The sequence below is a fragment of the Sphingopyxis sp. YR583 genome (assembly GCF_900108295.1).
GTDB lineage: Bacteria > Pseudomonadota > Alphaproteobacteria > Sphingomonadales > Sphingomonadaceae > Sphingopyxis.
On sequence record NZ_FNWK01000001.1, the window covers coordinates 1,551,654 to 1,571,110 of the forward strand.

Genomic DNA, 19,457 nt, shown 5'->3' on the forward strand with positions numbered 1-19,457 from the left:
GAGCGTCCAGGCGCTCGGCGCCGCGATCGAGGGCGAGGTCGCCAAGGTCGTGTTCGGACAGGGACCGCTCACCCGCATGGTGACGATCGCGTTGCTCGCGGGTGGGCACGTCCTGCTCGAAGGCCCGCCGGGGACCGCCAAAACCCTGCTCGCGCAGGCCTTCGCCCGCGCGACCGGGCTCGCGTTCGGACGCATCCAGTTCACCCCCGACCTGATGCCCGGCGACATATTGGGATCGAACCTGTTCAACTTCCAGACGTCGAGCTTCACCCTGACCAAGGGGCCGATCTTCACCGAATTGCTTCTCGCCGATGAAATCAACCGCACCCCGCCCAAGACGCAGGCCGCGCTGCTCGAGGCGATGCAGGAACGGCGGGTGACGATCAACGGCGAGCCGCATGTGATGAGCCCGCGGTTCACCGTGCTCGCGACGCAGAACCCGATCGAGCAGCAGGGCGTCTATCCGCTGCCCGAAGCGCAGCTCGACCGCTTTCTGTTCAAGCTTGTCGTCGACTATCCCGATGCCGACGAGGAACGGCGGATCGTCGCCGACCATGGCGGGCGCTTCAAGAGTCCGGCGGTCGCCGATTTCGGGGTTGCCGAGGTCGCGAACGCCAGCACGATCGAAGCGGCGATCGACACCATCGCCACGGTGCGTCTGGCCGAGGAAATCGTCGATTATATCGTCCGCATCGTTCGTGCGACGCGCGAGAGCGCCGATCTGGAGTGCGGCGCCAGCCCGCGCGCCGCAACCCTGCTTGCGCGCGCCGCCTGCGCCGCGGCGGCACTCGAAGGACGCGACTATGTGATCCCCGACGATGTCCAGCGCCTCGCCGCAGGGGTGCTGCGCCACCGCGTCATCCTGTCGGCCGCCGCCGAGATCGAAGGCCGCAATGTCGAGCAGGTCGTCGCGGCGCTGCTCGAACGCGAAGAGGTGCCGCGTTGATCTATCCGACCCGCCGCGCGATCTATCTGTTGCTCGTGGGCGCCCCGATGGCGCTCGCACTCGGGCTTGTCCGGCCCGAGTATTGGCTGGTCGCGCCCGGCTGGATCGGGGTGATCCTGGCGTGCCTGATCCTCGACACCATCGCGGGTGCCAACCCCCGCCACCTTCGGCTCGACGCCCGCTTTCCCCATCAGGTCGGGGTCGGCGATCCCTTCGATCTCTCGCTGTTCGCGAGCGCCCCCATGCTCCCGCCCCGCGCCGAGATGGCACTCGCGCTCGACGAGCGGCTCGCCGAGGGCGGCAGGCTCGCGGGCGATGTGCGAAGGACCGACGCGGGCGACATGCTCGCCCGTACGCTCTCGCTTGCCGCATCGCGGCGCGGGCAGGCGCGTGTCGAAGCGCTGTGGATCCGATGGGCGGGTCCGCTGGGGCTGGTCTGGAAACAGCGCAGGTTCGCGATCGACGGGTCGATCAACATCGTCCCCAGCCTGCGCGCGGTGACCGACGAGGGCAGCCGGCTGTTCCAGCGCAACAGCTGGTTCGGCCTTCGCCAACAGCGTTTCCGCGGCGAGGGCACCGAATATGAGGCGCTCGCCGAATATCAGCCGGGGATGGACCGGCGCGCGATCGACTGGAACGCGTCGGCGCGCCATGTCAAATTGCTCGCCAAGGAATATCGCGTCGAGCGCGACAACCGCGTCGTCCTGGCGATCGACGGCGGACGGACGATGGCCGAGCCCGTCGGCGGCATGCCGCGCGTCGATCGCGCGGTATCGGCGGCGCTGCTGCTCGCCTATGTCGGGCTGAAACTGAACGACCGGATCAGCTTCTTTTCCTTTGCCGCGAAGCCGCACACGCTGACCCCCGCCTATATGCACACGCAGGATTTTCCGGCGCTGCAGCGCGCCGCGAGCCTGATCGACTATGCGCATGTCGAGAGCAATTTCACCCTCGCGCTCACCACGCTGAGCGCGCAGCTCAACCGCCGCTCGCTGATCATCCTCTTCACCGAATTCACCGACGCGACGAGCGCCGACCTGATGATCCGTGCGGCGGGACGGCTGGTGAAGAAGCACCGGCTGCTGTTCGTCGTGATCCGCGACGAGGAGGTCGAGGCCGAGGAGCGACGCCGCCCCGAAAGCGGCGCCGACGTCACGCGGTCGAACGTCGCCGCGGCGATGCTGCGCGATCGGCAACTGGTGATCGCGCGGCTCCAGCGCCTCGGCGCCGACGTGATCGAGGTGCCCGCCGACGCAATGGGTGCGAGTGCGGTCGAAGCCTATCTGGGGATCAAAAGGCAGGGCAGCCTGTGATCCCGCCGAGCGTCCCATCGCCCGCAGGTTCGGCCCGCGCGATCGATGCGCCGAATTTTTCGACCAGCCGCTTTCGCGCCGAGCGCGAGGCCGACTGGATCGCCTTCGACCTGCTGCTGTCCAGGCTGGAAAAAAAGGGATCGGCGGCGCTAACCAGCGACGAGTTGCTGCAACTGCCCTTGCTCTATCGCGCGACCCTGTCGTCGCTGTCGATCGCGCGCGCCACGAGCCTCGACAAGGCGCTGCTCGACCATCTCGAAGCCCTGTCGATCCGTGGCTATTTCCTCGTCTATGGCGTGCGCGAAAGCCGATGGAACCGCCTCCGCCGCTTCTTCCTCTATGACTGGCCCGCTGCGGTGCGATCGGTGTGGAAAGAGACGCTGGTCATCGCGCTGGTCATCCTGCTCGGCGCGCTGACGAGCTATTCGCTCGTTTCGAGCAGCCCCGAATGGTATTTCAACTTCGTCGACGAGGAGATGTCGGGCGGGCGCGACCCGCGCGCGACGGCCGAGTTCCTGCAATCGACGCTGGGCCACGGCAAGGCAGCGGCGGCGAGCGAGGGCGAGAGCGGGCTGCACGTCTTCGCCACCTATTTGTTCACCCACAACAGCCAGGTGTCGATCCTGAGCTTCGCGCTCGGCTTTGCCTTTGGCGTCCCGACGATGATGCTCGAATATTATCAGGGGATCGGGCTCGGCGCGATGATGGCGGTCTTCTCCGCCAAGGGGCTCGGCTATGATTTCGGCGGCTGGCTGTTCATCCACGGTACCACCGAGCTGTTCGCGGCGGCATTGTCGGGTGCCGCCGGCCTGCGGATCGGCACCGCAGTCGTCTTTCCCGGCGCGCGCGGACGGTTGCAGGCCGCGGCCGACGCCGGGCGCACCGCGGGCAAGGTGATGGTCGGCGTCATATTGATGCTGTTCGCCGCCGGGCTGCTCGAAGGCTTCGGACGCCAGCTGATTACCGATACGATGCTGCGCTATGCGATCGGATCGCTGATGCTGCTCCTGTGGATCGGCTATTATTATATCCCGCGGCGCGAGGATGTGACGTGAGCACTGCGGCAGAGGCGAATGCCAAACAGCGCGCGGCGCGCACGAAGAAAACGCGCCAGTTCATCACGCCCGAGGGCGTCGACCTGGAATTGAAGATCGCGGGATCGGGCCTGCGCCTTGGCGCGCTGCTGATCGACATGATCCTGATCCAGTGCGTCCTGTTCCTCTTCTGGCTGATCATGCTGTGGGTCGGCGTCGCCTCGCGGTCGGACGTCACCGAGGTCATCTGGATGCTCGGCGCCTTCCTGCTCCGCACCTTCTGGTTCATCGGGTTCGAACTGGGCTCGCGCGCGGCGACACCGGGCAAGCGAATGATGGGAATCCGTGTCGTCGCGCGCGATGGCGGCCGGCTCACCGCCGATGCGGTGGTCGCGCGCAACCTGATCCGCGAGCTCGAGATCTTTTTGCCGCTGATGATGCTCGGCGTGGGCGTCGCCGAAGATGCCGTGTCGGGCTGGCTCGTCCTTGCCGGAGTGCTCTGGTCGCTGACGCTCAGCCTGTTCCTGTTGTTCAACCGCGACCGGATGCGAATGGGCGACCTGATCGCGGGCACCTGGGTGGTGATGGCGCAGCGCGCCAAGCTCGACGCCGATATCGGGGTCGATGCCGCCGGCGAGGCGATGGTCTTTACCGATGCCGAACTCGCCGTGTATGGCATTTTCGAACTTCAGGAACTCGAACGCGTGCTGCGCGGGCGCGACGCGCGCGCGATGCGCGAGGTCGCCGACGCGATCCGCGCCAAGATCGGGCGCCCCCTCGCCGAAGAGGATGACGTGTTCCTGCTTTCCTACTACCGCCAATTGAAGGCCCGGCTCGAACGCAAATTGCTGTTCGGGAAACGGCGAGAGGATAAATATGCCAGCGACTGACATCAACGTAACCAAGGCCCTGCACGCGCGCCGTTCGGTGCGCGCCTTTACCGACCGGCCGGTCGACCCCGCGCTGCTCAAGGAAATTTTCGCGGCGGCGCAGCGCGCGCCCTCGGGCGGCAACCTCCAGCCGTGGCAGGTGACGATACTCACTGACGAGCCTTGGCAGGCGGTAAAGGATGCGGTTGCTGCGCGGATCGCGATGGGGCGCGAAGGGCAGCAGCCCGAATATGACATCTACCCCCCCGAATTGACCGAACCCTGGACCGATCGCCGCTTCGGCGTCGGCGAGGCGCTCTACGCCTCGCTCGGCATCCCGCGCGAGGACAAGCGCGGCCGTCTGGCTCGGTTCATGGACAATTATCGGGGCTTCGACGCACCGGTGATGCTTTTCCTCCACACCTCGCGCATCATGGGGCCGCCGCAATGGTCGGACATGGGGATGTGGCTGCAATCGGTGATGCTGCTGCTCGTCGAACATGGCCTCGCCAGTTGCCCGCAGGAATGCTGGGCAATGTATGGCGAAAGCGTTCGCCGCACGATCGGGCTCGCCGACGGGCAGATTTTGTTCACCGGGCTCGCGATCGGCTATGCCGACATGGATGCGGCGGTGAACCAGTGGCCGGTGCCGCGCGCGCCGCTCGAAGACGTGATTGATTGGCAGGGATTTTAAGAGATGTTCAGCAAGCAGCCGGGTTTTCGCTATGGCATCGCAGGCGCGCTGATGCTGGTCGTCGCGGGCTGCACCGCGATCCCGCAACCCGAAGCGCCGCCCCCCGCGCTGCGCCCGGTCGCCCCCGCACCGACGCCGACGCCGCTCCCCACCCCGACTGCGGGCTGGGAAGATCGCGCCGTCGACGCGGGCGCCTGGCGCTATGATGCGGGCAACCGCACCGCGGCGTTCGTCCCGACGGGCAGCGCCAATCCGCTGCTCAGCATGACGTGCAGCGGCGACGGCATCCGGATGAGTTCAAGCCTTTCGGGCAATGTCAGCCTGCGGACGAGCGCGGGGACCGACCAGATCCGCTTCGACGGCGGCAGCGCAAACCTCGCCAACCGCGACCCGCGGCTCGACCGTATCGCCTTCAGCCGCGGCCGCTTCGCGCTCGAAACGCCCGGCGGCGGCGCGCTGACGTTGCCGGTGCAATCCGAAATCGGACGCGTGATCGAGGATTGCCGATAAACGGGGTGTCGGCTTAGGGGTGGAAAGCGGACTCCAAGTGAAATAGGTTTTCAGTATGGAGCAAGACCCCCGCTATCTGCAAAATCAGAGTCGGAAGCTGCACGCGCTCCATCGACGCAACCGGCGTTTCCTGAATATATTTGTGACTTTGTGGTCGGTGGCATTCCTGTCCCTATTCCTGTTGGCCACGGTTGATCGCATTGGATCGCTGGAATGGGGCTATTCAGAAGACCTTTGGGGTTTTTTGGGCTTCGTGCTGTTCGGGGCCATCTTCTGGATATTCGCCGGTCTGATTTCGAAGCTCAATCTGGCATATGTCCGCCATACCTACGGGCCTGAACCAGTAGATTAAGGCTCCGAGCTAACGTCCTCAACCGGTCGTTTCGCGACGAAAGAAAGATTGCTTTCCTACATTATCTGGCTGTGCGAGCCTCTGCTCCAGCTCTTTGAATCGTCGACCTTACCTACGCGCGCGCAATCTCCGGCCTCTCTCTAAAGCGACAAACGAGACAGTTTCGGCGCGTTTGTCCGTATCCTTTGTCGCCTTAAGGCCAAAACGGGCACAATCGAACATGCGCAGCCGGGCTTTTGTGGATTCAGCCGCCGAGCTGGACCGTCCCGCCCTTGATCCAGCCCCAGCGGCAGGGGCCCTGATATTCGCGGGCATTCTGCACCGACTTGCCGACGCCGCACATGTCGGGATCGGTGCCGGGCGCGGCGAAGACGACACCGAACCAGGCGTCATTCTCGGCCGCTTCGCACAGCGACACATTCGCGCCGCCGGCGAGCTTCGCCTTGACTGCGCGCGTCTCGTCCGGCGCCCAATAGACGTCGGTACCGCCCGCCTTGACGCGGCTGATGCTCGAACAGGCGGGCAGGCTCGGCCCCTCGGTCCCGATCATCACGGCGCGCGTGGCAAGCGGTTCGCCGGCAACCACAGGCGCGTTTTCGGCGGGCGGCGCAGGCTGGCTGCACGCGGCGAGCGAGGCGATCAGAAGGGCGGCGGCGGGAATGACGAGACGATGTTTCATACGTCCGAAACTAGCCGCCGCGGCGCCCCCGCGCAACGCTCGTCACCATATGGCCAAGAGCCGCATTTTCGCTTGGGTTTTACGGCCTTCGACCCTATATAATCGCTATGACGGACACCCCAGAAAATACGGCGCCGGTCGCGCCCGCCAATCAGCCCAACACCAACGCCTATGGCGCCGATTCGATCAAGGTTCTCAAGGGCCTCGACGCGGTGCGCAAACGCCCGGGCATGTATATCGGCGACACCGATGACGGGTCGGGCCTGCATCATATGGTGTTCGAGGTATCGGACAATGCGATCGACGAAGCCCTCGCAGGACATTGCGACCTTGTCCTGATCACGCTCAACAGCGACGGATCGGTCAGCGTCGAGGATAATGGCCGCGGTATTCCCACGGGCATCCACGCCGAGGAGGGCATTTCGGCGGCCGAGGTCATCATGACCCAGCTCCACGCGGGCGGGAAGTTCGAGAACACCAGCGACGACAATGCCTATAAGGTGTCGGGCGGCCTGCACGGCGTCGGCGTCAGCGTCGTCAACGCGCTGTCGGAATGGCTCGAACTCACGATCTGGCGCGATGGCGAAGAGCATTGGATGCGGTTTGAGCATGGCGATTCGGTCGCGCCGCTCAGGGTCAACGGTCCCGCGCCTGCGGGCAAGAAGGGCACGCGCGTGACCTTCCAGGCCTCGACCGAGACGTTCAAAAATGTCCTCGAATTCGATTTCGAGAAGCTCGAGCATCGCTACCGCGAGCTGGCGTTCCTCAACTCGGGCGTCCGCATCAAGCTGGTCGATGCGCGCCATGCCGAACATGTCAGCCACGACCTGTTCTACGAGGGCGGCATCGGGGCGTTCGTCAAATATCTCGATCGTAACAAAAATCCGCTGCTGCCCGATCCGATTGCGATCAGCAGCGAGCGCGACGGCATCGGCATCGATGTCGCGCTCGAGTGGAACGACAGCTATTATGAAAATGTTCTCTGCTTCACGAACAACATCCCGCAGCGCGACGGCGGCACCCACCTCGCCGCCTTCCGCGCGGCGCTGACGCGCACGCTCAACGGCTATGGCGACAAGTCGGGCATTCTCAAGAAGGAGAAGGTGTCACTGACCGGTGACGACATGCGCGAAGGGCTGACCGCGATCGTGTCGGTCAAACTGCCCGATCCGAAATTCAGCTCGCAAACCAAGGACAAGCTGGTCAGCAGCGAGGTCCGCCAGCCGCTCGAAAGCCTGATGGCCGACCGCATGACCGAATGGCTTGAGGAAAATCCCGCGCACGCCAAGGCGGTAATCCAGAAGGTGATCGACGCCGCCGCGGCGCGCGAAGCCGCGAAGAAGGCGCGCGAACTGACGCGGCGCAAGGGCGCGATGGATATCGCCAGCCTGCCCGGCAAGCTTGCCGACTGTCAGGAACGCGACCCCAGCAAGTGCGAATTGTTCCTCGTCGAGGGTGACTCGGCAGGTGGATCGGCGAAACAGGGCCGCGACCGGCATGTGCAGGCGATCCTGCCGCTGAAGGGCAAGATCCTGAACGTCGAGCGCGCGCGGTTCGACCGCATCATCTCGTCGAAGGAAGTCGGGACGTTGATCCAGGCGCTCGGCACGGGCATCCGCGACGAGTTCAACCTCGAAAAGCTGCGCTATCACAAGATCGTGATCATGACCGACGCCGACGTCGACGGCGCGCATATCCGTACCTTGCTGCTGACCTTCTTCTATCGCCAGATGCCCGAGATCATCGAGAGCGGGCATCTCTACATCGCGCAGCCGCCGTTGTACAAAGTCGCGAAGGGGCGGAGCGAGGTCTATCTCAAGGACGACAACGCGCTCGAAAACTACCTTGTCGATGCAGGCATCGATGCGCTGCTGCTCGAAACATCGGGCGGCGCGCGTTCGGGTCAGGATCTGCGCGGGCTGATTGATCATGGCCGGCGCCTGCGCGCGCTGATGCGCTATGTCCCGCGCAGCCTCAATCACGGGCTGGTCGAGGCGCTCGCGCTGACCGGCGCGCTCGCCCCCGATCTCGATACCGCCGGCCGCCACAGTGCCGCCGCGACTGCCGCCACCTGGCTCAACGCCGCCGAGCGCGCACTGACCGGCGGCGCCGAAGCGGTTTGGACCGTAGAAGCGGTCGAAGGCGGCGGCTATTCGCTCGAACGCCGCTGGCGCGGGGTCAGCGACCATCATGCGATCGACGCGGGTTTCCTTGCCAGCCAGGAAGCACGCCGGATGCACAAGCTCGCCGCCGAGCAAGCCGACACCTATGCCCGCCCGGGCCGCCTCGTGAAAGCGACCGGCGCGGCGGTCGAGGTCGAAATCGACGGGACCGATGGCGAAGAGAGCGACGTTCCGGCAGCGACGAACGCGAAGGCCAACCCGGTCACGCGCCCGTCCGAACTGCTCGAGGCGATCTTTGCGCACAGCCGCAAGGGGCTCGCGATCAGCCGCTACAAGGGGCTGGGCGAGATGAATGCCGAACAGCTCTGGGAAACCACGCTCGATCCTGCCAACCGCTCGCTGCTGCGCGTCGAGGCCGAACAGGCCGACGTCGCGCACGAAATCTTCGAACGATTGATGGGCGACGAGGTCGAACCGCGCCGCGATTTCATTCAGACGAACGCGCTGTCGGTGGCGAATCTCGACGTATAAGTTCGGTTATCGGTCCGTAAAAACGGTCCAAATCGAACATCCGGACGCAAAATCACTTCCGTTTAACGCGCGGCGGCTTGTTTTGGCAGGCCGCCGCTGCTTTTGGCGCCTCCTCTGACAAGGGGATGATGTCATGCGGGCCTTTTCAGCCATGCTGATACCGCTTTTGCTGACAGTTTCGGCAGCAGCGCAGGAAGTCGAAGCGATCGATCAAGCCGACCAGGGCGTCGCCGAAGTCGATGAAGCAACCGAAATCGGTGGCGGAATGGCGAGCTATTACGGCAACGAACTTGCCGGCAATCGTACCGCCAGCGGCGAACGTTTCGACCCCGCACAGCTTACCGCCGCGCACCGCACCCTGCCCTTTGGCAGCATGGTGCGCGTCACCAACACCTCGAACGGCGACAGCGTCGTGGTCCGCATCAACGATCGCGGTCCCTTTTCGCACGGCCGCGTGATCGACGTCAGCCATGCCGCGGCGCGCGAGATCGGTATGCACCGCAGCGGCACCGCCCGCGTGAAGCTGGCGCTGCTCAGCGACGACTGAAGATCAGTCGAACACCGACCACCCCGCCGCATAGGCGAAATGTTCGAGCGCGACCGCACCCGCGAGTGACGTTCCCGCCTCGTTGAGCGCGGGCGACCACACCGCGATCGATCCCTGCCCCGGCGCGATGCAGAGAATGCCGCCGCCGACGCCGCTCTTGCCCGGCAGACCGACGCGGAACGCGAATTCGCCGCTATTGTCGTAATGGCCGCACAGCATCATGATCGCGTTGATGCGCCGCGCGCGGTGCGGTTCGACCAGTTGTTCGCCGGTCAGCGGGTCGCGCCCTTCCATCGCGAGGAACAGGCCGGCGCGTGCGAGCTGGCGGCACGACATGGCGATCGCGCATTGGCGGAAATAGACGCCGACGACCGATTCGACCGGATGCGTCAGGTTGCCGAAGGCGTCCATGAAATGCGCAAGGCTGCGATTGCGCGCGCCGGTTTCGGATTCGGAAAAAGCGACGTCGAAGTCGATCCCGACGCTGTCGTCGCCCGCGCGGGCGCGCATGAAATCAACGATCTCGTCGATCGCCGCGTCGCCGCTGCGTCCGTCGATCAGCCGGTCGGTCGTCGCGATCGCACCCGCGTTGATCAGCGGGTTGCGCGGGATGCCCTGCTCGCTTTCCAACTGGACGATCGAATTGAACGCCGATCCCGACGGTTCGCGTCCCACACTATCCCACAGCGAGCTGCCGACGCGGCGGAGCGCGAGGGCGAGCGTGAACACCTTCGATACCGACTGGATCGAGAAAGGCTCGTCGGCGTCGCCCGAGCTGTGGACGGTGCCATCGGGCAGCGCGAGCGCGAAGCCGAGCTTGTTCGGATCGATGCTGGCGAGCGCCGGAATATAGTCCGCGACGCGGCCCTTGCCGAGATGCGCGGCCGCCAGCGTCATCGCCTCGTCGATATGGCTTTTGAGGTCGTCGGTCATCGGTTTCGACTAGCATATCCGACGCCCAAAGCATGTATTTTCATTTTTATAGAAATATTCTATATATCGGCAATCATATGCACGAATCGGGAGATCAGACATGGCCGACCATCCGCGATCCAAAGGGCTTTCGAGCGCGATCTGCTACAAGGACGCAAAGGCCGCGTTCCGCTGGCTCGAGAAGGCGTTCGGGTTCGAACCGACCTTCGTACTGCTCGATGAGGGCGGCAATCTGGCGCATAGCGAGATGGAATATGGCAATTCGTCGATCATGATCGGCAATGAATGGTCGGACGATCATCGCAGCCCCGCGAACCTTGGCGGCAAGAATACGCAAACGGTGCATGTGCAGTTGGGGCAGGGCGAGGATATCGACGCCCATTGCGACCATGCGCGCGCGGCGGGAGCGGACATCATCGCCGAGCCCGAAACGCAGTTCTATGGCGACCGCACCTACCGCGCGAAAGATACCGAGGGTCATATCTGGACCTTTGGCGTCACGGTCGAGGAGAAGAGCGCCGACGAATGGGACGCCGAGGGCGGTTTCACGACCAAGACGCGGCTCGACGATTGAGCGCTGCAGTCGATCGCACGCTCGCCGCGCTTGCCGACCCCGTCCGGCGGCGCGCAGTCGAACTGCTCGGCCAGCGGCCGCGCAGCGCGGGCGAGCTGGCGGGTGAACTTGGGCTCGCTCCGCCCGCGATGAGCCGGCATCTGCGCGCACTCAAGGAGGGCGGGCTGGTCGAGGACGGGCACCCGGCGTTCGACGCGCGCGTGCGTATTTATAGCCTGAAGGACGGGGCGACCGACGGGCTGAAGCACTGGCTCGCCGAGACCGAGGCATTATGGATGCACCAGCTTGCCGCCTTCAAAGCGCATGTCGAGAGCGAGAAATGACCGCCGCCGTGATCGTCGCGCTGCGCGTCCCCGCGACGCCCGAGGCAGCATTCACCGCCTTCACGCGCGACATCGGGACATGGTGGAAAAGCCACCCGCTGTTCCAGCTTTCGCGTGAGGGTGACGGCGTGCTGCGTTTCGACCCCGCGGGGCCGGACGGGCGACTCGTCACGCGCTTCGACGACGGCCGGGAATGGGAAATCGGCCCGGTGCGCCACTGGCTGCCGGGCGAACGGCTGGCGTTCGGGTGGCGGCTGCCGAGCTTCAAGACCGATCAGGCGACCGAGGTCGATATACGCTTCGAGGCGATAGGCGCCGAGACGCGCGTGACGGTCGAACATCGCGGCTGGGATGCCATCCCGCAAAGCCATGTCGCGCGGCATGGCTTCGATCTGATGTTGTTCCAGCGGCGACTGGGGGAGTTTTGGCGGGGGTTGCTGAAGGCAATGGAAGCGGCGATGTGAATGACGGTCATGGGGTGGGGAGCTGCCGCCCCCACCTTCGTCCGTCTGCAACCGGTCGATAACCGACGATCAGAGAAACATTGCGTGCACCTCGCGCGCGCCCCAAATTGATCGTATGTCCCTCCCCGCCCCCTTTGCCGAATGGTTTGCCGCGCGCGGGTGGCGCTTCAGGCGGCATCAGGCCGATATGCTCGCGGCGGGGCAGCGCGGTGAGCATGCGCTGCTCGTCGCGGCGACGGGGGCGGGCAAGACATTGTCGGGTTTCCTGCCGAGCCTCGTCAATCTTGCCGAGAATCCCTCCGACCGGCTGCACACGCTCTACGTCTCGCCGCTGAAAGCGCTCGCCGCCGACGTCGAGCGCAATTTGCTCGGCCCGATCGCCGAGATGGGGCTCGACATCAGCATCGAGAGCCGCAGCGGCGATACGAGTTCGGACAAGAAAGCGCGCCAGCGGAGCCGGCCGCCAAACATCCTGCTGACGACGCCCGAATCGCTGTCGCTCCTGCTGTCCTATCCCGACAGTTTCACGATGTTCGCCGAACTGAAAACCGTGGTGATCGACGAAATCCATGCCTTTGCGCCGGGCAAGCGCGGCGACCTGCTCGGCCTCGCGATGGCGCGGCTCCAGAAGATCGCTCCCGGGCTTCGCCGCGTCGGCCTGTCGGCGACGATCGCCGATCCGGTGCAATATGCGGGCTGGCTCGCGCCCGACGCCGACGCGCGCGCGGTGACGATCGTCGAGGGCGAGGCGGGCGCCGATCCCGATATCGCGATATTGCTGCCCGAGGGAGCGGTGCCATGGGCGGGTCATTCGGGCCGCTACGCGGTACATCAGGTGATGGAGGTGATCGCGGCGAACCGCACCACGATCATCTTTTGCAACACGCGCGGGCTCGCCGAGCTGATCTTTCAGGAGCTCTGGAAGGTCAACGACCTGTCGCTGCCGATCGCGATCCACCACGGCAGCCTCGACCGCGAGGCCCGCCAGCGTGCCGAGGCCGCGATGGCCGAAGGGCGGCTACGCGCGCTCGTCGCGACATCGAGCCTCGACCTCGGGCTCGACTGGGGCAACGTCGATTGCGTGATCCAGATGGGGGCGCCCAAAGGATCGTCACGGCTGTTGCAGCGGATCGGGCGCGCCAACCACCGGCTCGACGAGCCGAGCAAGGCGCTGATCGTGCCCGGCAACCGCTTCGAATATCTGGAGGCGCAGGCGGCGCTCGACGCGGTCGATGACGGCGAGCGCGATGCCGACCGCTTCCGCCCCGGCGCGCTCGACGTGCTGGCGCAACATGTGATGGCGCTCGCCTGCGCCGCGCCGTTCAGGGAGGATGAGCTGCTCGCCGAAATCCGGAGCGCTGCACCCTATCAGTGGATCGATGCCGAGACCTTTGCCCGCCTGCTCGGCTTCGTGCGCGACGGGGGCTATGCGCTCAAAAGCTACGACCGTTTCCGCCGGCTCGCGCCCGACGGACAGGGCGGGTGGCGGATCGCGCACCCCCGGCTCGCGGCGCAACACCGGCTCAACGCCGGGATCATCGTCGATGCGCCGACGCTCGACGTGCGGTTCAGGAACGGACGCCGGCTTGGCAGCGTCGAGGAATATTTCGCGAGCACGCTGGTGACCGGCGACACCTTTGCCTTCGCGGGACTCAGCCTCGAGGTGGAATCGATCCGCGACACCGACATTTATGTTCGCGCGACGACACGGCCCGCGCGCATACCCTCTTATGTCGGCGCGCGCATGGCGCTGACGACGCGGCTTGCCGACCGGGTGCGCGGCTTCCTCGCCGATCCGGCGAGCTGGCAGCGCTTTCCCGAGGACGTCCGTTTCTGGCTGGAGATGCAGCAACTCCGGTCGGTGCTGCCGCGCCCCGGCGAGCTGCTGGTCGAAACCTTCCCGCACGAGGGCCATCATTATCTGGTCGCCTATCCATTCGAGGGATGGAATGCGCACCAGTCGCTCGGCATGCTGATCACCAAGCGTATGGAACGCGCGGGAATGCAACCTTTGGGCTTCGTGGCGTCGGACTATGCGCTGGCGATCTGGTCGCTGCGCCCCGTCGAGCATCCCGAAAACCTGTTCGACGCCGAGATATTATCCGACGAATTCGTCGAATGGGTCGAGAATTCGCACCTGTTGAAGCGCGCCTTTCGCGAGGTCGCGGTGATCGGCGGCCTGATCGAGCGCCAGCATCCGGGCAAACGCAAGACGGGCAAACAGGTGACCTTTTCGACCGACCTCATCTTCGACGTGCTGCGCAAATATGAGCCCGACCATCTGCTGCTCGAAGCCGCCTGGGCCGATGCACGCGAGCGGCTGACCGACGTCGCGCGACTGGGCGATCTGCTCGACCGCGCGGCGGGGACGATGCTCCACAAGACGCTCGAGCGGATCAGCCCGCTGGCGATCCCCGTGCTGGTGCTGATCGGGCGCGAAAATGTCGCCGCGGCCGATATCGACGATGCGTTGCTGGGCGAGCTGGCCGACACACTCGCCGAACAGGCGATGCGCCTCGACGAGTGACCGGCGTTTCGCTTGCTGCGCGGGGCGATGAGGCGTAGATTGCCGGAAAATATACAGAGGATGCCAGCGATGACCAATGCTTCCATGCGGTCCGTCCTTTTGGCGCTGCTCGCCGCGCCCGCGCTGCTCGGTGCGACACCGGCCCCCACCGATCCCGCACCCGCTCCCGCCGCGACACCCCCGCCGCCGGGCGAGACCGCGCTCCCGCCGATCACCGTCGTTCCGTTCATCCAGCCATTCGACCTCGACGCATCGCGGCGCATGTCGGTGCAGGTGATGGTCGGGGGGAAAGGCCCCTTTTCCTTCCTCGTCGACACCGGCGCCGAACGGACGGTGATCGCCCGCGAACTCGCCGAACGGCTGGCGCTCGTCGAAGGCGCGAAGCTGAAGCTCGCGACGATCGGCGGCTCGTCGATCGTGCCGAGCTATCGCATCGCGGCGCTGCAGATGTCGAACCTGCACCTCGCCTCGGTCGAGGCGCCGGCCTTTTTCGGGCGGCACATCGGCGCGGCGGGGCTGATCGGCGTCGACATGCTCGAGGAACGCCGGATTCTTATCGATTTCCGCAAGGAAAGCATGTCGATCCTCGAAACGCGCAAACGCGCCCGCCCGATCATCCGCGACGACGACGCGATCGTCGTCACCGCGCGCAACATGGCGGGCAGGCTGATCTTGTCCGACGCGCGGCTGGGCGGAAAGCGCGTCGACGTCATCGTCGATACCGGCGCGCAGACGAGCGTCGGCAATATCGCGTTGCAGAAACTCGTCGCCGCGCAGCGCCAGAACCGCCAGCCCTTCACCCCCACCGTGCTGGACGCCGTCACGGGCGAAGAGGTGCCGGCGATGCGGACCGCGATCAAGCGCATCGTCATCAGCGGGATGGACGTCAACGACCTGCCCGTCAGCTTTGCCGATAGCCAGGCCTTTCGCGCGCTGGGGCTCGACGACCGGCCCGCGCTGTTGCTCGGCATGGACAGCCTGTCATTGTTCGACCGCGTCGAGATCGACTTCCCGAACAAGCGCGTCGTCTTTGACCTGCCCGACGAAGCGAGCCGGATGCCGCCGATGCGCTTCGCCGCAAATCTGGCGCCGCGCGGCTAGGACGCTTGCGGCCGGCAAGCCGCGCCGTCATAGCGGGCGCATGTCCGCCGCCGCGACTTTCGATTTTGCGGGCCAGTCGTTCCACATGCTGGCCGACCGGGCGCTGTTCTGGCCGCGCCACGGGGCCCTGATCGTCGCCGACCTGCACCTCGAAAAAGCGAGCTGGTATGCCGCGCTCGGCCAGCCGCTGCCGCCCTATGACAGCCACGACACGCTCGACCGGCTCGCCGCGCTCGCCGCGGCCACCGCCGCGCGCGCGATCTGGTGCCTCGGCGACAGTTTTCACGATCGCGACGCCGCTGAGCGTATCGTCCCGGCAGTCGCCGACCGCCTGTTCGGACAGGCGGCATCGGCGAAGCTGCTGTGGATCGCGGGCAACCACGACGGGCTGACCGGCGGCGCGTGGGGCGGAGAGGTCGCCGACGAACTGGTCGTCGACGGAATCGTGTTACGCCACCAAAGCGCCCCGCACGAGACACGCCCGGAGATTTCGGGCCATTTCCACCCCAAGCTGCGGCTGAATATCCGCGGCCGCCATGTCTCGCGCCCCTGCTTTGCCGGCGACGGTCGGCGATTGATTCTGCCCGCTTTCGGAGCGCTGACGGGCGGCCTTGCGGCTGACGATCCGGTCATCGCGGCAAATTTTGCCGGTCCGTATGAGGCGATGTTGGTCGCGCGCGGACGTCACCTTCGCTTTCCCTGCCCCGGCCGACCGGCCGATGACGCTACGGCAAGCCGCGCCGTTGTCGCTCGCCGGGGCTAAGTCCCGCCGAACAGGCCCTTTTCTGCCTGTGACCAAAAAGCATCACCCGAGCAAAAACGACGCAAATACAGGCCTCCCGCTGGATCGGTCGCGCAATTGAGTTATGCTCCACGGGCAACAAAAATAAATAAATGTTGAGAGGAGTGCCCGATATGAAATCATCTTCCCTTTGTGCTGCCCGACTGATGCGCACCAGTGCGCTCGGCGTATCGCTCGCCATCGCTGCGGTATCGGTGCCGGCTTTTGCGCAAGATGCGCCTGCCGACACTGCGACCGATGACAGCGACAACACGCCGATCATCGTGACCGCGCAGGGCCGCGCCCAGCTGCTGTCCGACGTGCCGGTCGCGATCTCCGCGGTCAGCGCCGAAACGCTGCAGAACAGCGGCGCGAACGACATCCGCCAGCTCAATCAGGTCGCCCCGTCGCTGTTCGTCTCGTCGACCGGGTCGGAAGCGAACGGGTCGGCACGCATCCGCGGTATCGGTACGGTGGGCGACAACCCCGGCCTCGAAAGTTCGGTTCCCGTGTTCATCGACGGCGTCTATCGCTCGCGGTCGGGCATCGGCCTCAACGAACTTGGCGAAATCGACCGCGTCGAAGTGCAGCGCGGTCCGCAGGGCACCCTCGGCGGCCGTAACTCCTCGGCGGGCCTGATCAGCATCTATTCGAAAAAGCCGAGCTTCGAATTCGGCGGTTCGGGCGAGATCACCTATGGCAATTATGACTATTGGCGGCTCGCCGGTGGCGTGACCGGCCCGATCGCCGACACCCTTGCCTTCCGCCTCGACGGCGTCTGGGTCAAGCGCGACGGCTTCCTCAAGGACACCACGAACGACATCGACATCAACAATCGCGACCGCTATTTCGTGCGCGGGCAGTTGCTGTTCGAACCGACCGATGCGCTGTCGATCCGGCTGATTGCCGATTACACCTATCGTGACGAACGGTGCTGCGGCGCGATCTATGTCGACAACAGCGTGAATCCGGCGATTGGCAATCTCAACAATCCTTCGCCGCTGCCGCTGCCGCCGGGCACCGCGGTTCCGGCCGGCACCAACAATATCATCACTGTCCTGCGCGACCTCGGCCAGCCGATCGGTGCGTTCAACCAAGGATATAGCCGGAATCTGTCGGTTTCCTCCGGACGCAGCTTCGCCGGTGAAACCAAGGACTACGGCTTCTCCGGCCAGATCGACTATGATCTGGGCGGTGCGACGATCACCTCGATCACCGGCTATCGCGAATATCGGTCGGGTCAGGCCGGCGACCTCGACTATGGCGCGGTCGATATCCTCTATCGCGCCCCGAGCGACGACGCTTATCGCCAGTTCCACACCTTCACCCAAGAATTGCGCCTGCAGGGCGAAGCCTTCGACGGCAAGCTCGACTGGCTCGTCGGCGGCTTTTATTCGAACGAAAAGCTGACCGTTCGCGACAATCTGCGTTTCGGCACGCAATATGGCCAGTTCGCAGCGTGCCGCCTGGTTTCGGGCAGCCTGTCCTTTGCCTATGGCCCGACCTCAGCCGGCTGCCTCAGCCCGGCCGGACGCGCGGGCTTGCTCGCCGCCAATGCCGGAGCAGGCCAGTTTGGCGCCGCAACGCCGCTGCTGCTTGGTGCGATCGATCGTCTGAGCACGCTCAGCGACAAGGGCAGCATCAACGACCGTTATCATCAGAACGGCACCAACTGGGCGCTGTTCACGCACAATATCTTCCACATCACCGACAAGCTCGATTTCACCTTTGGCGTCCGGTACACGCACGACAAGAAGAAGTTCAACGCGTCGTTCACCAACGACAATACCATCTGTACCCAGAATCAGGCAGCCATCGGGGGCCTCCTCGCCAATGCGGCGCTGCAGCCGCTGGTCGCCGGCATCCTGGGCCTCAGCTGTCAGGGCAATTCGACCGCCGAACTCAATGGCGTGTCGATCAACGACCAGCGCAGCGAGGATGAGTTCACCGGCACGGCGATCCTGTCGTACAAGCCGGTCGACGACCTCATGGTCTATGCAAGCTATTCGCGCGGATACAAGGCGGGCGGTTTCAACCTCGACCGTTCGGCGCTGAAGAACCCCGTCATCCTCGCGCCCAATACGCCCAGTGCGACATTTGCCGCAGTCGGCGGGGCACAGGCGCTGGTGGGCAACCTCCAGTTCGATCCCGAACTGGTCAACAGCTACGAAATCGGCGCGAAATATGCGACCGGTCCGTTCAGCGTCGGGTTGACTTTGTTCCGTTCCGATTTCGAGAATTTCCAGCTCAACACGTTCAACGGCACGGTCTTCCTGGTCCAGAACATCAATGGCTGCGAAACCGACCTGAATGGCGCGGATCGCGATCAGAACAAGTTTGCCGGGTCGCCCAACTATATCGCGCCGACGGCGGCCAACGCCAATCCCGCGAACAGCACCGGCGCCTGCGCCGCCGACAAGGTGGGTTGGGGTGTCCGCTCGGAGGGCTTCGAACTCGAAGCGTCGCTGGTCCCGGCGCCGAGCTTCCGCATGACCGCGGGCCTCACCTATGCGAAGACGAAATATCGCAGCAATCTGGTGGGCACCGCGGCGGGCGCTCCGCTCGATCAGGCCCTGCGCAAGCTGCCCGGCGACAATATGTCGAACGCGCCCGAACTGGTCGCAACCGGCAGCGTCGCCTGGACGCCCGATATCGGCAGCGGCGGCATGACCGGCCTTGTCTATATCGATGGCCGCATGACCAGCGATTACAATACCGGGTCGGACCTGTTCCCGCAGAAGGAACAGGATGGCTATGCGATCTTCAACGCGCGCATCGGCATTCGCGGCCCCGACGAGAAGTGGGGCATCGAATTCTGGGGCCAGAATATCTTCAACAAACAATATGCCCAGGTCGCCTTCAACTCGCCGTTCCAGGAAGGTGCGACGACGAGCGCTTTTGCAGACCCGCAATATCCGGGCGGTCGCCAGATCTATTCACAGTTCCTCGCCGAACCGCGGACCTATGGCGTGACGCTGCGCGGCAAGTTCTAAGTCGCAGCGAACGGGAGATATTCGGGGCGAGGCACCATGTGCCTCGCCCCTTTCTTTTGCCCGGCCGAGTCAACCCGTCACATCTGACAGCTGTGACACAAAAGCCGCGCATTCCGGGTAATGACGTTACGGAACAGGCGTCGTGCTGGATTGCCGCCGCGAA

General features: G+C 65.0%; 18 protein-coding genes. 16 read left to right on the forward strand and 2 right to left on the reverse strand.

Features of this window, described 5'->3' with window-relative positions; translation table 11 throughout:
- Positions 1–76 precede the first annotated feature (76 nt).
- The 7 genes from BLW56_RS07100 to BLW56_RS07130 are packed head-to-tail and all read left to right on the forward strand — an operon-like array spanning position 77 to position 5,718.
- A complete protein-coding gene (locus BLW56_RS07100) occupies positions 77–946 on the forward strand; it encodes an AAA family ATPase (protein WP_371262229.1) in 870 nt (289 codons plus the stop codon).
- Entirely contained in the window at positions 943–2,259 is a 1,317-nt protein-coding gene (locus tag BLW56_RS07105) for a DUF58 domain-containing protein (protein WP_093509872.1), read from the forward strand. The genes BLW56_RS07100 and BLW56_RS07105 overlap by 4 nt, the downstream gene beginning before the upstream one ends.
- The gene (locus tag BLW56_RS07110; protein WP_093510841.1) at positions 2,259–3,314 is read left to right on the forward strand and encodes a stage II sporulation protein M; all 1,056 of its coding nucleotides are present in this window, start codon (positions 2,259–2,261) and stop codon (positions 3,312–3,314) included. The genes BLW56_RS07105 and BLW56_RS07110 overlap by 1 nt, the downstream gene beginning before the upstream one ends.
- The gene (locus BLW56_RS07115; RefSeq protein ID WP_093509873.1) at positions 3,311–4,183 is read left to right on the forward strand and encodes an RDD family protein; all 873 of its coding nucleotides are present in this window, start codon (positions 3,311–3,313) and stop codon (positions 4,181–4,183) included. The genes BLW56_RS07110 and BLW56_RS07115 overlap by 4 nt, the downstream gene beginning before the upstream one ends.
- Positions 4,170–4,856: a nitroreductase gene (locus BLW56_RS07120; RefSeq protein WP_093509874.1), complete on the forward strand. Its 687-nt coding sequence runs from the start codon at positions 4,170–4,172 to the stop codon at positions 4,854–4,856. The genes BLW56_RS07115 and BLW56_RS07120 overlap by 14 nt, the downstream gene beginning before the upstream one ends.
- Before the next feature lie 3 nt (positions 4,857–4,859).
- Positions 4,860–5,366 (forward strand): hypothetical protein, encoded by a 507-nt coding sequence (locus tag BLW56_RS07125; RefSeq protein WP_093509875.1) that lies wholly within the window; start codon positions 4,860–4,862, stop codon positions 5,364–5,366.
- A gap of 55 nt (positions 5,367–5,421) precedes the next feature.
- Entirely contained in the window at positions 5,422–5,718 is a 297-nt protein-coding gene (locus tag BLW56_RS07130; protein WP_093509876.1) for a hypothetical protein, read from the forward strand.
- 244 nt (positions 5,719–5,962) lie between these two features.
- On the opposite strand, the gene BLW56_RS07135 is transcribed toward BLW56_RS07130, so the two are convergent.
- Entirely contained in the window at positions 5,963–6,397 is a 435-nt protein-coding gene (locus BLW56_RS07135) for a hypothetical protein (protein ID WP_093509877.1), read from the reverse strand.
- A 107-nt stretch (positions 6,398–6,504) separates the two neighbouring features.
- Between BLW56_RS07135 and gyrB the strand changes: the two genes are divergently transcribed.
- Both gyrB and BLW56_RS07145 read left to right on the forward strand, forming a co-directional pair.
- Positions 6,505–9,051, forward strand: coding sequence for a DNA topoisomerase (ATP-hydrolyzing) subunit B (gene gyrB / locus BLW56_RS07140; RefSeq protein WP_093509878.1), 2,547 nt, complete (start codon positions 6,505–6,507; stop codon positions 9,049–9,051).
- A gap of 151 nt (positions 9,052–9,202) precedes the next feature.
- Positions 9,203–9,598 carry a septal ring lytic transglycosylase RlpA family protein gene (locus tag BLW56_RS07145; protein WP_371262212.1) on the forward strand — a complete coding sequence of 132 codons (396 nt, stop codon included), beginning with the start codon at positions 9,203–9,205 and terminating at the stop codon, positions 9,596–9,598.
- A 3-nt stretch (positions 9,599–9,601) separates the two neighbouring features.
- Here the strand turns inward: BLW56_RS07145 and BLW56_RS07150 are convergent, their stop codons facing one another.
- Complete coding sequence (locus BLW56_RS07150; protein WP_093509880.1) at positions 9,602–10,531, reverse strand: glutaminase; 930 nt, start codon at positions 10,529–10,531, stop codon at positions 9,602–9,604.
- Positions 10,532–10,631: 100 nt separating this feature from the next.
- On the opposite strand from BLW56_RS07150, the gene BLW56_RS07155 reads away from it, so the two are divergent.
- The 7 genes from BLW56_RS07155 to BLW56_RS07185 all read left to right on the forward strand — a co-directional run bounded on the left by BLW56_RS07155 (position 10,632) and on the right by BLW56_RS07185 (position 19,294).
- Complete coding sequence (locus BLW56_RS07155; RefSeq protein WP_093509881.1) at positions 10,632–11,105, forward strand: VOC family protein; 474 nt, start codon at positions 10,632–10,634, stop codon at positions 11,103–11,105.
- Positions 11,102–11,428: an ArsR/SmtB family transcription factor gene (locus tag BLW56_RS07160; protein ID WP_093509882.1), complete on the forward strand. Its 327-nt coding sequence runs from the start codon at positions 11,102–11,104 to the stop codon at positions 11,426–11,428. Before BLW56_RS07155 ends, BLW56_RS07160 begins: the two co-directional genes overlap by 4 nt.
- A complete protein-coding gene (locus tag BLW56_RS07165) occupies positions 11,425–11,892 on the forward strand; it encodes an SRPBCC domain-containing protein (RefSeq protein WP_093509883.1) in 468 nt (155 codons plus the stop codon). The genes BLW56_RS07160 and BLW56_RS07165 overlap by 4 nt, the downstream gene beginning before the upstream one ends.
- 115 nt (positions 11,893–12,007) lie before the next feature.
- Complete coding sequence (locus BLW56_RS07170) at positions 12,008–14,419, forward strand: ligase-associated DNA damage response DEXH box helicase (protein ID WP_093509884.1); 2,412 nt, start codon at positions 12,008–12,010, stop codon at positions 14,417–14,419.
- 69 nt (positions 14,420–14,488) lie between these two features.
- On the forward strand, positions 14,489–15,520 hold the full coding sequence (locus BLW56_RS07175) for an aspartyl protease family protein (RefSeq protein ID WP_093509885.1): 1,032 nt from the start codon (positions 14,489–14,491) through the stop codon (positions 15,518–15,520).
- 40 nt (positions 15,521–15,560) lie between these two features.
- Positions 15,561–16,283: a ligase-associated DNA damage response endonuclease PdeM gene (gene pdeM, locus BLW56_RS07180; RefSeq protein WP_093509886.1), complete on the forward strand. Its 723-nt coding sequence runs from the start codon at positions 15,561–15,563 to the stop codon at positions 16,281–16,283.
- A gap of 152 nt (positions 16,284–16,435) precedes the next feature.
- The gene (locus BLW56_RS07185) at positions 16,436–19,294 is read left to right on the forward strand and encodes a TonB-dependent receptor (protein ID WP_177175869.1); all 2,859 of its coding nucleotides are present in this window, start codon (positions 16,436–16,438) and stop codon (positions 19,292–19,294) included.
- Positions 19,295–19,457: the final 163 nt, after the last annotated feature.

What these genes read in the sequence shown, in the direction of transcription:
- BLW56_RS07100 (WP_371262229.1), top strand. Translation starts at nt 77, where the DNA reads ATGGTGACGATCGCGTTGCTCGCGGGTGGGCACGTCCTGCTCGAAGGC.
- BLW56_RS07120 (WP_093509874.1), top strand. Translation starts at nt 4,170, where the DNA reads ATGCCAGCGACTGACATCAACGTAACCAAGGCCCTGCACGCGCGCCGT.
- BLW56_RS07125 (WP_093509875.1), top strand. Translation starts at nt 4,860, where the DNA reads ATGTTCAGCAAGCAGCCGGGTTTTCGCTATGGCATCGCAGGCGCGCTG.
- BLW56_RS07130 (WP_093509876.1), top strand. Translation starts at nt 5,422, where the DNA reads ATGGAGCAAGACCCCCGCTATCTGCAAAATCAGAGTCGGAAGCTGCAC.
- BLW56_RS07135 (WP_093509877.1), bottom strand. Translation starts at nt 6,397, where the DNA reads ATGAAACATCGTCTCGTCATTCCCGCCGCCGCCCTTCTGATCGCCTCG.
- gyrB (WP_093509878.1), top strand. Translation starts at nt 6,505, where the DNA reads ATGACGGACACCCCAGAAAATACGGCGCCGGTCGCGCCCGCCAATCAG.
- BLW56_RS07145 (WP_371262212.1), top strand. Translation starts at nt 9,203, where the DNA reads ATGCTGATACCGCTTTTGCTGACAGTTTCGGCAGCAGCGCAGGAAGTC.
- BLW56_RS07150 (WP_093509880.1), bottom strand. Translation starts at nt 10,531, where the DNA reads ATGACCGACGACCTCAAAAGCCATATCGACGAGGCGATGACGCTGGCG.
- BLW56_RS07155 (WP_093509881.1), top strand. Translation starts at nt 10,632, where the DNA reads ATGGCCGACCATCCGCGATCCAAAGGGCTTTCGAGCGCGATCTGCTAC.
- BLW56_RS07165 (WP_093509883.1), top strand. Translation starts at nt 11,425, where the DNA reads ATGACCGCCGCCGTGATCGTCGCGCTGCGCGTCCCCGCGACGCCCGAG.
- BLW56_RS07170 (WP_093509884.1), top strand. Translation starts at nt 12,008, where the DNA reads ATGTCCCTCCCCGCCCCCTTTGCCGAATGGTTTGCCGCGCGCGGGTGG.
- BLW56_RS07175 (WP_093509885.1), top strand. Translation starts at nt 14,489, where the DNA reads ATGACCAATGCTTCCATGCGGTCCGTCCTTTTGGCGCTGCTCGCCGCG.
- pdeM (WP_093509886.1), top strand. Translation starts at nt 15,561, where the DNA reads ATGTCCGCCGCCGCGACTTTCGATTTTGCGGGCCAGTCGTTCCACATG.
- BLW56_RS07185 (WP_177175869.1), top strand. Translation starts at nt 16,436, where the DNA reads ATGAAATCATCTTCCCTTTGTGCTGCCCGACTGATGCGCACCAGTGCG.